13 protein-coding genes are annotated in these 13334 nt (G+C 37.2%); 10 read left to right on the top strand and 3 right to left on the bottom strand.

Annotated features, from left to right (window positions below):
- The first annotated feature begins 7 nt into the window (after nt 1–7).
- Both HX005_RS10670 and HX005_RS10675 read left to right on the top strand, forming a co-directional pair.
- Nucleotides 8–1357, top strand: a complete 1350-nt coding sequence (locus tag HX005_RS10670) for a sensor histidine kinase (RefSeq protein ID WP_286377347.1) — start codon at nt 8–10, stop codon at nt 1355–1357.
- Nucleotides 1354–1770: a hypothetical protein gene (locus tag HX005_RS10675; RefSeq protein ID WP_286377348.1), complete on the top strand. Its 417-nt coding sequence runs from the start codon at nt 1354–1356 to the stop codon at nt 1768–1770. The genes HX005_RS10670 and HX005_RS10675 overlap by 4 nt, the downstream gene beginning before the upstream one ends.
- 69 nt (nt 1771–1839) lie before the next feature.
- Here HX005_RS10675 and hemP read toward each other — a convergent pair whose 3' ends face one another.
- A complete protein-coding gene (hemP, locus tag HX005_RS10680) occupies nt 1840–2007 on the bottom strand; it encodes a hemin uptake protein HemP (protein ID WP_107009544.1) in 168 nt (55 codons plus the stop codon).
- 137 nt (nt 2008–2144) lie between these two features.
- Here hemP and HX005_RS10685 point away from each other — a divergent pair, with 137 nt between their 5' ends.
- Nucleotides 2145–3047 (top strand): NUDIX domain-containing protein, encoded by a 903-nt coding sequence (locus HX005_RS10685; RefSeq protein ID WP_286377349.1) that lies wholly within the window; start codon nt 2145–2147, stop codon nt 3045–3047.
- Nucleotides 3048–3074: 27 nt separating this feature from the next.
- Here HX005_RS10685 and HX005_RS10690 read toward each other — a convergent pair whose 3' ends face one another.
- Both HX005_RS10690 and mrcB read right to left on the bottom strand, forming a co-directional pair.
- Nucleotides 3075–3632, bottom strand: coding sequence for a tetratricopeptide repeat protein (locus HX005_RS10690; protein WP_286377350.1), 558 nt, complete (start codon nt 3630–3632; stop codon nt 3075–3077).
- Nucleotides 3633–3644: 12 nt separating this feature from the next.
- A complete protein-coding gene (mrcB, locus tag HX005_RS10695; RefSeq protein WP_286377351.1) occupies nt 3645–6044 on the bottom strand; it encodes a penicillin-binding protein 1B in 2400 nt (799 codons plus the stop codon).
- Between the two features lie 554 nt (nt 6045–6598).
- Between mrcB and HX005_RS10700 the strand changes: the two genes are divergently transcribed.
- The 7 genes from HX005_RS10700 (at nt 6599) to tauC (ending at nt 13329) form a co-directional block, all read left to right on the top strand.
- Nucleotides 6599–7513: an NAD(+) kinase gene (locus HX005_RS10700; RefSeq protein WP_107009540.1), complete on the top strand. Its 915-nt coding sequence runs from the start codon at nt 6599–6601 to the stop codon at nt 7511–7513.
- Nucleotides 7514–7515: 2 nt separating this feature from the next.
- Complete coding sequence (locus HX005_RS10705; RefSeq protein WP_107009539.1) at nt 7516–7782, top strand: YeaC family protein; 267 nt, start codon at nt 7516–7518, stop codon at nt 7780–7782.
- A 263-nt stretch (nt 7783–8045) separates the two neighbouring features.
- The gene (locus HX005_RS10710; protein ID WP_286377352.1) at nt 8046–9062 is read left to right on the top strand and encodes an aspartate carbamoyltransferase catalytic subunit; all 1017 of its coding nucleotides are present in this window, start codon (nt 8046–8048) and stop codon (nt 9060–9062) included.
- 16 nt (nt 9063–9078) lie between these two features.
- Nucleotides 9079–10314 (top strand): dihydroorotase, encoded by a 1236-nt coding sequence (locus tag HX005_RS10715; protein ID WP_286377353.1) that lies wholly within the window; start codon nt 9079–9081, stop codon nt 10312–10314.
- 304 nt (nt 10315–10618) lie between these two features.
- Complete coding sequence (tauA, locus tag HX005_RS10720; protein WP_286377354.1) at nt 10619–11647, top strand: taurine ABC transporter substrate-binding protein; 1029 nt, start codon at nt 10619–10621, stop codon at nt 11645–11647.
- A 12-nt stretch (nt 11648–11659) separates the two neighbouring features.
- The gene (locus HX005_RS10725) at nt 11660–12448 is read left to right on the top strand and encodes a taurine ABC transporter ATP-binding protein (RefSeq protein WP_107009535.1); all 789 of its coding nucleotides are present in this window, start codon (nt 11660–11662) and stop codon (nt 12446–12448) included.
- Nucleotides 12445–13329 carry a taurine ABC transporter permease TauC gene (gene tauC / locus HX005_RS10730; protein WP_107009534.1) on the top strand — a complete coding sequence of 295 codons (885 nt, stop codon included), beginning with the start codon at nt 12445–12447 and terminating at the stop codon, nt 13327–13329. Before HX005_RS10725 ends, tauC begins: the two co-directional genes overlap by 4 nt.
- Nucleotides 13330–13334 lie beyond the last annotated feature (5 nt).

The raw sequence follows: 13334 nt of genomic DNA on the forward strand, positions 1-13334 counted from the left end.
GAATTAAATGAAAAAATCCTCAAAAAAAGTGGTGTCATTACAAAATAAACTGATCAAAACTGCAATGATGAGTTCGATTTTGGCTGGTCTAATTGCACTGATCGCTTTGTTAGGTTTTTCCATTTATCAGGCAATGTCTGTACAAGACGAAATTATGGATGAAATCTCAGACATGTTATTGATTTCGGATATTCGTCATCAGGCAGGGCAACAACTTGATGGGCTAAGTGATGAATTTGATATTGAATATCGCTTGGCATTGCAACAGCAAACTTTAACTCAGTCCGCAACATTTAAAACGGAATATGCAACCATAAAACCTTTTTGGTTAAGCCATTCAAGTTATGGTTTTGCTTGGCTCAATGGTGAAATTTGGCGTATTTATCAAGCTGAAAAAATGGAAGACCATCTGCATGTTTTAGTGATGCAACCTTTGCAAGCTCGTTTTAAAGATACTGGAAATAGTTTATTGCTCTATGGTGGAATTTTACTGGTTTTATGGTTAATACAAGGCTTAATTTTATATATTCTTCTTCAAAAACAGTTTCGATTATTTAAGTCTTTATCACAAGAAATTTCAGTAAAAAATATCAATGACTTAACACCTGTGCATGCAGAAATTCAACAATTTAAAGAATTACAGCCTTTGCTTGAACAACTCAATTTTTTATTGGCACGTTTGGATCATTCATTACTTGCAGAACAGCGTTTTACCGCAGATGCATCACATGAATTGAGGTCGCCCTTGTCAGCAATTCAAATGCGTTTACAGGTGCTTAAACGAAAGTATCATGATCTTGCTGAGCTACAGCTTGATTTGGCAAGTATTCAGCAAGATGTTTATCGAGGGACACAAGTTTTAGAAAACTTATTATTATTGGCACGGCTTGATCCAACACAAGCGACTCAATTACCAAGTAAAAAGGTAAATGTAAGAACGATTGTTGATACTGTTATTGCATCATTCACTGAAAGTTTGCAGCAGAAAAATGTGCAACTTCACGTGCAATATCATGATATTGAGTTGAATGTAAATGAAGAACTCTTTTTTATTTGTTTTAGAAATCTTCTTGATAATGCCATTCGTTACACACCTTTTGGCGGGACAATTGAGTTGGAGATGCAAGAAAATCAAAATAATGTGGAATGGCGAATTGAAAATCAGGGCAGTGGATTGACACAAGATTTGGTTGAGCGTTTAGGTGAGCGCTTTTATCGTATTTTAGGGAATAAAACACAAGGCTCTGGTTTAGGTTTATCTATTTGTAAGAAAATTATGGCATTACATCAAGGGCAAATCATCTTGTCTATTTCAAAATTAGGCGGTTTAAAAGTCCAACTGATTTTTATGAAGTGAGTAAGAAAGAGATGACTTTAGAGGAAATATTAGCGACGAGTGCAGAAAGTGAATTATTGTCATGTCGTGTGATTGATCATGTGATTATTTTATCTATTTATCATGATGAGCTAGAGCGAGTTATTGAGTTTAAATTACCTTATATTTCATTTCATTCAACATTTTCAGAACATTCGACCCCTGCGGTTTGTTTTATGAAAATAGAAAAGATCAGTGCTGTCTTAAATATTGAACATGGTGTTTATGTGGCTGCTCATGCATTTCCAGATTTTATGTATGAGATTAAACAAGGCTTGCATATTGCTTATGGTTTAAGAAGCGGTCAGTTTCAGTATATGTTACGTTTTATGGGTGTTTTTAAACTTAATATTCCTTTAAGAGATTTAGAGGATTGTCATTATTCTTTGAGTTAAAAAAGCAGTATGCGCTGATTCATACTGCTTGCTCCCACAATTCTTGTTTTAATTCATTATTTTTTTTGATTATTTAGTTAAAATAAGACGATTATTACGTGTTAAGCGTAGGCGATATTCTTCACCTGCATGCATAATGCGAATTTCACGTCCTAATGCAAATAGGTTGTTTGAGTGCAGCATTGGTAAAGCATGAGTTGATTCGTTGCGTGTGAATAAGCTAAAAGGTGCGTTCATTGTTATTACTCCGTGTGGGGCGTCATTTAGTGTTTTAAATGATAATCATTATCGAATAAGGCTGTCAACGATAATTTTTATCATTTTCAAAAAAAATCAATTTACTTACATTTCGTAAAACATGTGACGGGATAAATATGTCTAAACCAGTTGTAAATGTCGCGATTGCACTATTGTTTCATCAAGCTAAGGTTTTAGTCGGGTGGCGTACTGCAAAGCAGCATCAAGGAAATAAGTATGAATTTCCTGGAGGAAAGGTTGAGCAAGGTGAAACAGCAGAACAGGCATGTCGTAGAGAAGTGTTTGAAGAGGTTGGAGTTGACTTAGAGCAATGGCATAGCTTTGATATTATTCAGCATGAATATGATGATATTGTGGTGAATTTACACCTGTTTTATGCAAGTGTGACTACAGCTCAGTTGCAAGATATACAGCAACCTTGGGCATGGTATCGTCGAGATCAATTAAGAAATTTAAATTTTCCTAAAGCAAACCAAGCGATTATTGAGCGTTTGTATTGGTCGCCTTATATTAAGATTAGTGAAAATTTGAATGAAATACAGCACATTGCACCAGAAACTTTACTGTATTGGCGTATTGATGAATTACAAACGAGTCAATTACAGCAATTAACACAGTTAACTCCTGCACAGTTGGCAAATTTAATAATTAATATTGAGATTTGGGAAGGGCTTCCGAGTGAAATTAAAAAACAAATATTCACATTACATTTCAAGCAATATCAGGTGATGCAGTTAAACACTCAAAAATTACCTCATGGCGTGCGTTGTCTTGCAGCCTGTCATGATTTGGCTACTTTACAACAAGCGCAGCAGGTTGGTTGCGAGGCAGTTTTTCTGAGTCCTGTTTTAGCAACAGAAAGTCATCCTGACACAGCAACACTCGGTTGGGCACAGTTTTCTGATTGGGCAGCACACTCTACAATTCCTGTATTTGCTTTAGGTGGGCTTAAACCCAATGATCTGACATTTGCACAGCAGCATCATGCTTATGGTGTTGCTGGTATACGTGCATTTTAGGATGGTGTGATAGATGCAAAGGGCGTATTAAAGCCCTTTGAGTTGTGCTTGAGCTTCAGCAATGGTTTTGCTGTCTCTTTGTTGTTGTGCGGCTTGTAAAATGGTATTCCACAACTGTTTTCGCATGGCATTGCTTTGTGCAAAACTTAGCCCACGACGTGCTAAAGCGTCAGCATTACGTGCTTGCTTTTTATGATTTGCAATCATTGCTAACCATAAATAAGTTTCCGCCGATTGTGGTGCTAAGCGTTGCGCTTGTAAGGCATACTTTTCAGCCTCATCCCATTTTGTTTGTCGAAATGCGGTTTGGGTTTTTTGTATGAGTTGGTTAAATGCAGGAATGTTACGTCCATCATCAAATTTTTGTACGTTGGCTTTTTGCTCAGGTACAATGACTTGCATCGGTTCACGTTTGATTTCAGGGCGTTCATAAGGAATAATTTTTACACCATCAGGTGTTTCGACATGCGGTTTTTGTGTTACTGGTGGCTCAGGCTTTTTGCCTGAACCTGACTGTATTGGGGTAGATTGGCAAGCAGCTAGCCCCAAAAAAAGTGTTAAAATACCTAGAAATTTTATTTGCATAAAAAAGTACTCTTAATTTTGATAACTACCACTCGAAATAACACGTCCTTGATTGTTCAAATCTTGTTCCATGCTATTTTCACTTTCACGAATATAATTTTCCATATTATCGCTGTTGTTGTCATTTGATGAGTTGCTTTGTGTGTCAGGAATATAAGTTGGTTCAACTTCATAATGTGGCATCCCACAAGCAGTTGCTTGGCGTGGCACAGAATTACGTAACAGCGGAATGTATAAGCTATTGTCACAACCTTGAGCAGATAATAAACCTCGTTCACCATCAATCCACTGCCATTGTACATTGTCAGTTTGACGTAAATTGACAGGTTTTTGGCGTAATTGTTTCATGACACTCGTCCAAACAGGTAGCGCACCTGATGAGCCTGTTAAGCCTGTGATTTTGTTATCGTCCAAACCTAACCAAACGACAGCAAGATGGTTGCCTGAATAACCTGCAAACCATGAGTCACGTGTGTCATTGGTTGTGCCTGATTTTCCTGCAAGTTTTAGTTCAGGAGAAAGACTTGCATAAGCAGATTTTCCTGTACCTGAAGCCATGACTTGTTGTAAGCCATAATTTAAAATATAAGCAGCGGATGGGTCGATGGTTGGCTGTACATTTAAACTAAAACGTTCTAAGACACGACCATTTGCATCGACTACTGTACGAATGGCTTTGACAGGATATTTGAAGCCACCTGTTGCAAAGTTACCATAGATACTCATCACTTCCATCGGTGACATATCAACAGCACCTAAGAAAATAGAAGGATAATTAGGGATCGGAGATTCAACGCCAAATTTGCTCAGTTGGTTTTTAAAAGTAGATAAACCAAACTCTTGCCCCAAACGAACCGCAGATAAATTATAAGAATTTGCTAACGCTTGTACCATAGGCACATAACCATGACCACCACCACTATAGTTTTTAGGCGTCCATGATTTATTACCTTCAATTGGAATGCTAATCGGGCTGTCTTCAATTTGGCTTGCCCAAGTATAACGTCCAGATTCCAATGCACTTAAATAAATAATCGGTTTGAGTAATGAACCCACCTGACGTTTTGCATCAATAGTACGGTTAAAGCCAGTAAAGTCTTGTGTTGAACCCACTGCTGCAATTAATTCGCCATTTTCAGGTTGTGTGACTAAGACAGCCCCCTGTAAATCTTTTAAACGAGATGGATTTGCTCGTGCTAAGCGTCCAACTGTTTCACGGAAACTATTTTGTACTTTGGTTTGTGAGATCGGATCAAGTGTTGTGAAAATACGTAAGCCTTGATTGGTTAAATCGGATTCTTGATATTCCTTTTTCAATTGTCGACGTACAATATCTAGAAAATCAGGGAACTTTGCTGGACCTGTGGTTGGTTTTTTAACGACATTTAATGGGCGAGCTGTTTCACGTTCATATTCTTCTTGTGTTAAATAGCCCATCACGAGCATATTATTTAAAACAATATCACGACGTTTTTTAGCACCTTCAGGATTTTTCCAAGGGTTATATAGCGTTGGTCCTTGTACTAAACCGACTAAATATGCTTGTTGAGCAATATTAAGCTCACGTAATGGCAAGCCAAAATAAAACTGAGATGCTAGACCATAACCATTGATTGAATAGTTACCATTTTGCCCTAAATTTACTTCGTTTAAATAAGCTTCTAAAATTTCATCTTTATCATAATGTAATTCTAAAAGTAGTGACATGAAAGCTTCATTGACTTTACGTTTAAGCGTTTTTTCAGGTGAAAGATAAAAGTTCTTAATGAGCTGTTGAGTGAGGGTAGAACCACCTTGACGTTTACCACCAGTGACATTACTGACAACTGCACGTGCTGTGCCACGGAATGAAATCCCATGATGATGATAAAAGTTACGATCTTCAGTTGCAACTAAGGCTTCAATTAAGGTTTTAGGGACTTTATCTAGCTTAATCAGTACACGATCTTCATTATGCTGAGGGAAAATTCCGCCAATCAACATAGGTTCTAAACGTGCAATCCCTGTGCTTGATGGTTTAGTCGCTTTAATATCGGCAACGATATTATCTGTAAATGAAACTTGTAAAACTTGTTCAGGATCAACACTATCACCGAAGTCAAAACCACGTGTATGTACATAATATTGATTATTTTGTACAACATAACTTCCTGATTTTGCATAACTATCTTTTTTACTATAGCCTAATAATTTTAGTTCTTGTTCAAAATCACTGGCTGCAACAGGTGCATTTGCATATAATTCTAAAGGACGTGCAAAAACCTTAGCTGGAATATCCCAACGGTTACCTTCAAACTTATCTCGAATAATGGTGTCTAATCGAACCAAGTAAATACTAAAAGCTAAAAAAGCAGCAATAATGAGCACACAGAAAATCAGTGCGATTAAGCCTAGTCCACGTTCTGACTTCATAAAAATATGCAAAAAACCTGAGAAATTTGGCTAATCATGCGAAGCTTTTGAGGAATTTGCAATAATTAAACTGTGAAATTAAGCAATTTATCGGTCAAAGTAGACGAAAAAAAATAAATGAGTGAAATAAATCAATTTTATAAGATTAAAAGTAAATTTAAATTGATGATTTGAATATTGTGTATTTATATGAATTTTCAAAATTTTTAAGTTAAATAAAGCCAAATACGTGATCTCAATTTTTTATGTACGATGATTGTATGTGCTGATTTAGGATTGTTTTTTTATATATTTTTTCTCAGCTTTGATGTTTAAGTTTGTTGTAGTCAGGTTTAAAAATGAAGAGATTTCAATAAGATATTTATAAACTATAAATTAAGTGCTGTATTGCAATAGTTGCAATAAAAGTTTAAGCAATGCTGTTTAATATGTATAATTCATTGTGTAGTTTAAAATTACAATACAACTTTGTATGTGCTTGAAGGCAAAATAAATTGCGTTATTTTAAAGCAGAGTTTTGCAGCATATTTTGAATTGTTGTTAAAAGGAAATTGATGAATCCGACGCTTATTTCACCCAAAACATTTAGAAATATTGGTCTCATAGGACGACCTGATAAATCTTCTGTGGTTGATACTCTTTGCTTGATCCACGATCATTTACTGGGTTTAGGTTTGCATCCAGTTTTTGATTCAGAAACAGCCGAGTTGGTTCCTTATACAAACACACAAACAGTCAGTCGCCATTTACTGGGTGAAGTGGTGGATTTGGTGATTGTTGTTGGCGGTGATGGTTCTTTATTACATGCAGCACGTTCATTGGTGAAATACAATACGCCAGTTTTGGGTGTAAATAGAGGACGCTTAGGTTTTTTGACCGATATTAAACCTACAGAAGTCATTTTTAAATTAGATCAAGTCTTAAAAGGTGAGCTGCAAATTGATCGTCGTTTCTTGTTGGAAATGGAAGTTCGCAGCCAAAATCAAATCATTTATGAAGCAATTGCATTGAATGATATTGTCTTACATTCAGGCAAATCTGTACATATGATCGACTTTGAGCTTAAAATTGATGGTCAATATGTATATCGTCAGCATAGTGATGGTTTGATTGTATCTACACCAACAGGTTCAACTGCATACGCATTATCGGGTGGAGGACCTATTTTACATCCGAGTATGGATGCAATCGCTTTGGTTCCAATGCACCCACATACTTTATCTTCACGCCCGATTGTGGTTGGTGGACAAAGTGAAATTAAAATTGAAATTCGTGAAAATCGAGTATTGCCGATGGTCAGTGCTGATGGTCAACACAGTGTTTCATTAAATGTAGGGGATAGCGTACATATTCGTAAGCATCCTTTTAAATTAACTTTAATACATCCACCAGGTTACGACTTTTATATGGCATGTCGTACGAAACTTGGTTGGAATCAAGATTTTGATTCGTTTCAACAGCAGGATTAATCATGAATATTGAACAAATGCTTTCTGTATTAGATGCAGATGTAGTGGCGCGTTTAAGAACAGCCGTTGAAATTGGCAAATGGGCAAATGGCGTGGCATTGACACAGGAGCAGCGCCAAATTTGTATGCAAGCAGTTATTGCATGGGAGCATCAAAATTTAGCTGAAACTGAGCGTTCAGGTTATATTGATAAAGGTCATAAAGATGAAGGTGACGAATGTGATTCGCATGTTCCTGAACCTGAATTTAAACCAATTCGTTTTGTATAAGCTGTATGAAGGCAAGTGATTTACTTGCCTTTTTTGATTTTAGACTTTTGTTTCAAGTATTTTAGTTTTTCTCGCCTTATATCTAGTTGGTGTAGGTCATTCACATCACTTTAGTGACATCAAATAATAAATTTATAAATACAGAGGCTGCGTCAATATTTTTAATTGAAGGTAAATTTTTCAGTTTAATAGGATAAAACTTCAACTGCTAAAGTCTAGGCATTTCTGTATAATGCGTTAACTTAACCTCTAAGGAATCTCTCATGCACTTGGCGGCATTGCATACACCGAGCCAGATTCAACTTAATAAAGATGGAAATTTAAAACATTTCATCACCATCGAAGGGCTTTCTAAAGAAACCCTCACCAAAATTCTTGATACAGCCCATTCTTTTATCAATGATCAAAATCAACTCGTGACGAACAACCTACTTGAAGGTCGTACCGTGATGAACTTGTTCTTTGAAAATTCAACTCGAACGCGTACTACATTTGAAGCTGCTGCAAAGCGTTTATCTGCCAATGTTTTAAATATTGACATCGCACGTTCAAGTACATCTAAAGGTGAAACACTGCGTGATACCTTGTGGAACCTTGAAGCGATGGCGGCTGATATTTTTGTGGTGCGTCATTCTTCTTCAGGTGCTGCCCATTTTATTGCAGAAACTGTATGTCCGCATGTTGCAATCATTAATGCAGGTGATGGTCGCCATGCTCATCCAACACAAGCGATGTTGGATATGTTGACGATTCGCCGTGAAACCAAGAAAAAGTTTGAAGATATTGCCATTGCAATTATTGGTGATATTAAACATTCACGTGTTGCACGTTCAGATATCGCAGCTTTGCAAACTTTGGGTTGTCAAGATATTCGTGTGGTTGCACCGAATACTTTGTTGCCGCATGGTTTTGAACATTATGGTGAAGGTGTTCGTTTATTTAATAAAATGGACGAAGCAATTCAAGATTGTGATGTAATTATTACTTTACGTATTCAAAATGAGCGTATTGATTCTCCTGCACTTTCTTCGCAAGCTGAATTTTACAAAATGTATGGTTTAAACCAAGACCGTTTGGCTTTGGCAAAACCAGATTGTATCGTCATGCATCCTGGTCCAATGAACCGTGGTGTGGAAATTGATTCAAGTATTGCAGATGGTGACCAATCTGTGATTTTACATCAAGTGACCAATGGTATTGCGGTACGTATGGCAGTACTTGCCTTGTCTATGCAAGGTCAGTTACAAGAAAAAGGTTTGTTAGAAGCGATTGCGGTTTAAGGCAGGTATTAAAGTCATGAGTATTGTAAAAATTGAAAATGTACGTGTCCTTGATCCCATTCAGAAAACTGATACAGTAAAAACAGTATTTGTTGCTCAAGGTAAACTTGTTGAAGCAACAGATCATGTTGATGAAACCATTGATGGTCAAGGTAAATGGTTAATGCCAACGATGGTGGATTTGTGTGCACGTTTACGTGAGCCAGGTCAACAACAACATGGAACGCTAAAGTCTGAAGGTCGTGCTGCACGTGAAAATGGTATTTTGCATGTATTTACACCACCTGACTCTCAACCAATTGTGCAAGATAATGGTGCTCTAGTCCAAGGTCTGGTAGAAAAAGCCAAACTCGATGGTGGTATTTATTTACAAGTCATTGGTGCGCAAACTCAAGGTTTAAATGGCAAACAACCTGCAAATATGGCAGGGCTTAAAAAGGGTGGTTGTACTTCAGTGTCCAATGCCTATGCAACTTTTGAAGACGATGATGTAGTCATTCGTACTTTGGAATATGCTGCTGGCTTAGGTATGACGGTTGTGTTCTATCCAGAAGAACATCAAATTGCCAAAGATGGCTGTGTGCATGAAGGTTTCACTGCATCACGTCAGGGCTTACCAATGATTCCAGCTTTGGCTGAAACGATTGCCATTGCAAAATATTTACTCATGATTGAAGCGACTGGGGTAAAAGCACACTTTGGTTTATTGTCATGTGGTGCTTCTATTGAACTAATCAAAGCAGCAAAAGCGAAAGGCTTGCCAATTACGGCTGATGTTGCAATGCATCAACTGCATTTAACCGATCAATTGATTGATGGTTTTAATGCTTTAGCGCATGTTCGCCCTCCTTTACGTGCTGAACAAGATAAAGAGTTATTACGCCAAGGCTTAAAAGATGGTGTGATTGATGCGATTTGTACACATCATGAGCCACTCAGCGCTTCTGCAAAACTTGCACCATTTGCAGAAACTTTGCCGGGCATTACAGCATTTGATACTTATGTTTCTTTTGGTGTTCAGTTGGTAAAAGAAGGTTTATTTGAACCTTTACAATGGGTTGAAAAAGTAACTTTAGCACCTGCACAAGTTGCCAATATGACAGAGCGTTGGGCAAAAGAGTCTGGTTGGGTATTGGTTGATCCAAATTTAGAATGGACTGTAGATAAAAATAACGTTCTTTCTCATGGTAAAAACACACCTTTAATCGGTCAGAAAGTGACAGGTAAAGTGCTTAAAACATTTGCAATTTAACTAAGATTTTAATGAATTAGAGAGTCTGTTCACAGGCTCTTTTTTCTTTTGGATATGCACTTCATATTGTATATATAAATGTTGTGTTGTTTTTAGGATGATCTTTATCTGAAATTCGATTGATTCAAAACAATCTACTTTTCAATATAAAAATAATACTCATATTTGTAGTTTTATAAAAAATAGTAAAAGTATAAATCTGATTTTCTTCATTTAAATTTGATATAAGCAAAGCACATTTTCTTATTTTGATTTATAAGTGCACTGATTTAATCTGCAATTTAAATCAAGATGAAAGACGAACATGAGTACGCGAAATCGCAAAACTTTCTTAATCACGATCATTGTTATAGCAGCTTTAGCTACTTTTCTTGTTTATCAAAATCGCTCTGTACAGCCACAAAAAGCCAATTTACAGACGAATCAAGCAGATGTCGTGATCGCTTATCAAACAGGTGTTGACCCAAGTAAGGTTGCACAGGTCAATGGCGACTACGAAAAAGACAGCCAGCACAATATCAATTGGAAAAAGTTTGACTCAGGTTCGGATGTTGTCAATGCATTAGCCTCTGGTGATGTTGTTATTGGAAATATTGGTTCTAGCCCTTTTGCCGCAGCAGCAAGCCGTAACTTACCAATCGAAGCATTTTTGATTACTGCGAAGTTGGGTGGCTCAGAAGCGTTGGTGGTGCGTAATGCCGCTAAAATTAATCAAGCATCAGATTTGATTGGCAAAACCATTGCTGTTCCTTTTGTATCTACAACACATTACAGCTTACTTTCAGCTTTGAAACATTGGAATATTACAGAAAATCAACTCAAGATAGTGAATTTGCGACCACCAGAAATTACCGCAGCTTGGGAACGTGGTGATATTGATGCGGCTTATGTTTGGGAACCTGCATTAAGTAAAGCCAAAGCAACAGGACATGTTTTAGTTGACTCTAAACAAGTCGGTGAATGGGGCGCGCCTACATATGACTTGTGGGTCGTTCGTAAAGATTTTGCTGAGAAAAATCCTGAGTTTTTAAAATCTTTTGTTCAAACAACCTTAAAGCAAATCGACGCTTACAATGCTGACCCTAAAGCCTTTGTTGAAAATCAAAATAATATTGAAAAAATTGCGCAATTAACAGGTTCAGACCAGAAAGACATTCCTTTGTTACTTGCAGGAAATGACTATTTAAATGCGCAACAACAAACTCTAGTTTTATTTGGAGAGTTTGCAAAGAATATTTTTGATACAGCAACTTTTTTAAAGACACAAGGCAAGGTTGATCAAGTGAAAGCGGACTATAAAGAAAATGTCAATGCTCACTTTATTCAACCTTAATGGGAGAGGAAAATGGGGCAGTTGATTTTAAGTGATATAGGACTGACATTTCCGCAACAGTCACATGCTGTGTTGGAAAATATTCAGTTAGAGATTGCTGAAGGCAGTTTGACTGTTATTTTGGGTGAATCAGGCTGTGGTAAAACAACATTGCTCAATATTTTGGCGGGCTTTCAACAACCGTCAACTGGGCAAGTCATTTTAAATGGCAAAGTTGTTACACAACCTGATGCAGAACGTGCGGTAGTATTTCAAGAACATGCTTTATTGCCATGGTTAAATGTCGCTGAAAATGTCGGCTTTGCACTCAAGTTAAAAGGTTTAAAACCACAGCAGATTACTGAACAAGTTGAACATATTTTACAAACAGTTGGTTTGGCACATGTTGCTCATGCCAATATTTGGCAGTTGTCGGGTGGGATGAAGCAGCGCGTTGGTATTGCGCGCGCTTTAGTCAGTCATGCACCGTATATTTTGTTAGATGAACCTTTTGCTGCGTTGGATGCGTTTACACGTGAAAATATGCAGCAATTGGTTTTAGATCTTTGGAAAGATCAGCAAAAAAGTTTTTTCTTAATTACGCATGATATTGAAGAAGCACTTTTATTGAGTCAAAAACTGGTACTCATGACAGCACGACCTGGTCGTATTCAAGAAACACTCACTTTAAATTTTGCCGAACGTTATCGTCAAGGTGAGGATATTCGTTTTATCAAATCAGATCCTGATTTTATTGCTTTACGTGAACAACTCTTCAATCGTTTAAAACAGCAAAATCAAGCGTTGGAGCAAGTGATATGAATACGCAAAGCAAATCAGAAAATTTAAATGTTCTTGCAGAACATCAAGATTTAAGCCAGAACGCAAAAACAACTGAGTCAACTTATCGTGGTGGATTTAAAAATATTTTTCTACAGCATAAAAATATTTTTATTAGCACCTTGAGTGTATTGAGTCTTTTATTGTTGTGGTATGTGATCACAGCACTACAACTCGTTCCAGCACTATTTTTACCGAGTCCTTATGCAGTTTGGCAAAAATTTTTGACGGTTTCTCAACAAGGATTTATGCAAGCGACACTTTGGCAACATTTAGCTGCAAGTATTACTCGAGTATTGTTGGCACTCATTGCAGCAATTGTGGTGGGTGTGCCGCTTGGTTTATGGATGGGCATGAATAAATGGGTACGTGCTGTATTAGACCCATTGGTTGAACTATTAAGACCCATTCCACCCTTGGCTTATTTGCCGCTATTGGTGATTTGGTTTGGTATTGGAGAAGGAACAAAAGTTCTTTTGATTTTTTTCTCAATTCTTGCTCCAGTCATTATTAGCAGTGCACATGGTGTACTTAGCCATCAAATCAACCGTGAACGAGCAGCTCAGTCACTTGGTGCAACAAATTTGCAAGTTTTAAAATATGTCATTTTACCAACAGCATTACCACATATTTTGACAGGTATTCGTATTGGGTTAGGTGTAGGTTGGTCAACTTTAGTGGCATCTGAGCTTGTTGCCGCTGACCGTGGTATTGGCTTTATGGTGCAATCCGCAGCGCAGTTCCTGATTACAGATACAGTGGTACTTGGCATTATCGTGATTGCTGTAGTGGCTGTGAGCTTTGAACTCTTTTTACGTTGGTTGCAAAAAGAAATTTCACCTTGGTATGGGCAACAGATTTAGTTGGT

The sequence above is a fragment of the Acinetobacter sp. R933-2 genome, assembly GCF_030325485.1.
Lineage (GTDB): Bacteria > Pseudomonadota > Gammaproteobacteria > Pseudomonadales > Moraxellaceae > Acinetobacter > Acinetobacter sichuanensis.

Excerpts from the sequence above, each read along its gene's own strand:
- hemP (WP_107009544.1), bottom strand. The coding sequence starts at position 2,007 with ATGAACGCACCTTTTAGCTTATTCACACGCAACGAATCAACTCATGCT.
- HX005_RS10690 (WP_286377350.1), bottom strand. The coding sequence starts at position 3,632 with ATGCAAATAAAATTTCTAGGTATTTTAACACTTTTTTTGGGGCTAGCT.
- HX005_RS10705 (WP_107009539.1), top strand. The coding sequence starts at position 7,516 with ATGAATATTGAACAAATGCTTTCTGTATTAGATGCAGATGTAGTGGCG.
- HX005_RS10710 (WP_286377352.1), top strand. The coding sequence starts at position 8,046 with ATGCACTTGGCGGCATTGCATACACCGAGCCAGATTCAACTTAATAAA.
- HX005_RS10715 (WP_286377353.1), top strand. The coding sequence starts at position 9,079 with ATGAGTATTGTAAAAATTGAAAATGTACGTGTCCTTGATCCCATTCAG.
- tauA (WP_286377354.1), top strand. The coding sequence starts at position 10,619 with ATGAGTACGCGAAATCGCAAAACTTTCTTAATCACGATCATTGTTATA.
- HX005_RS10670 (WP_286377347.1), top strand. The coding sequence starts at position 8 with ATGAAAAAATCCTCAAAAAAAGTGGTGTCATTACAAAATAAACTGATC.
- HX005_RS10685 (WP_286377349.1), top strand. The coding sequence starts at position 2,145 with ATGTCTAAACCAGTTGTAAATGTCGCGATTGCACTATTGTTTCATCAA.
- tauC (WP_107009534.1), top strand. The coding sequence starts at position 12,445 with ATGAATACGCAAAGCAAATCAGAAAATTTAAATGTTCTTGCAGAACAT.
- mrcB (WP_286377351.1), bottom strand. The coding sequence starts at position 6,044 with ATGAAGTCAGAACGTGGACTAGGCTTAATCGCACTGATTTTCTGTGTG.
- HX005_RS10725 (WP_107009535.1), top strand. The coding sequence starts at position 11,660 with ATGGGGCAGTTGATTTTAAGTGATATAGGACTGACATTTCCGCAACAG.
- HX005_RS10700 (WP_107009540.1), top strand. The coding sequence starts at position 6,599 with ATGAATCCGACGCTTATTTCACCCAAAACATTTAGAAATATTGGTCTC.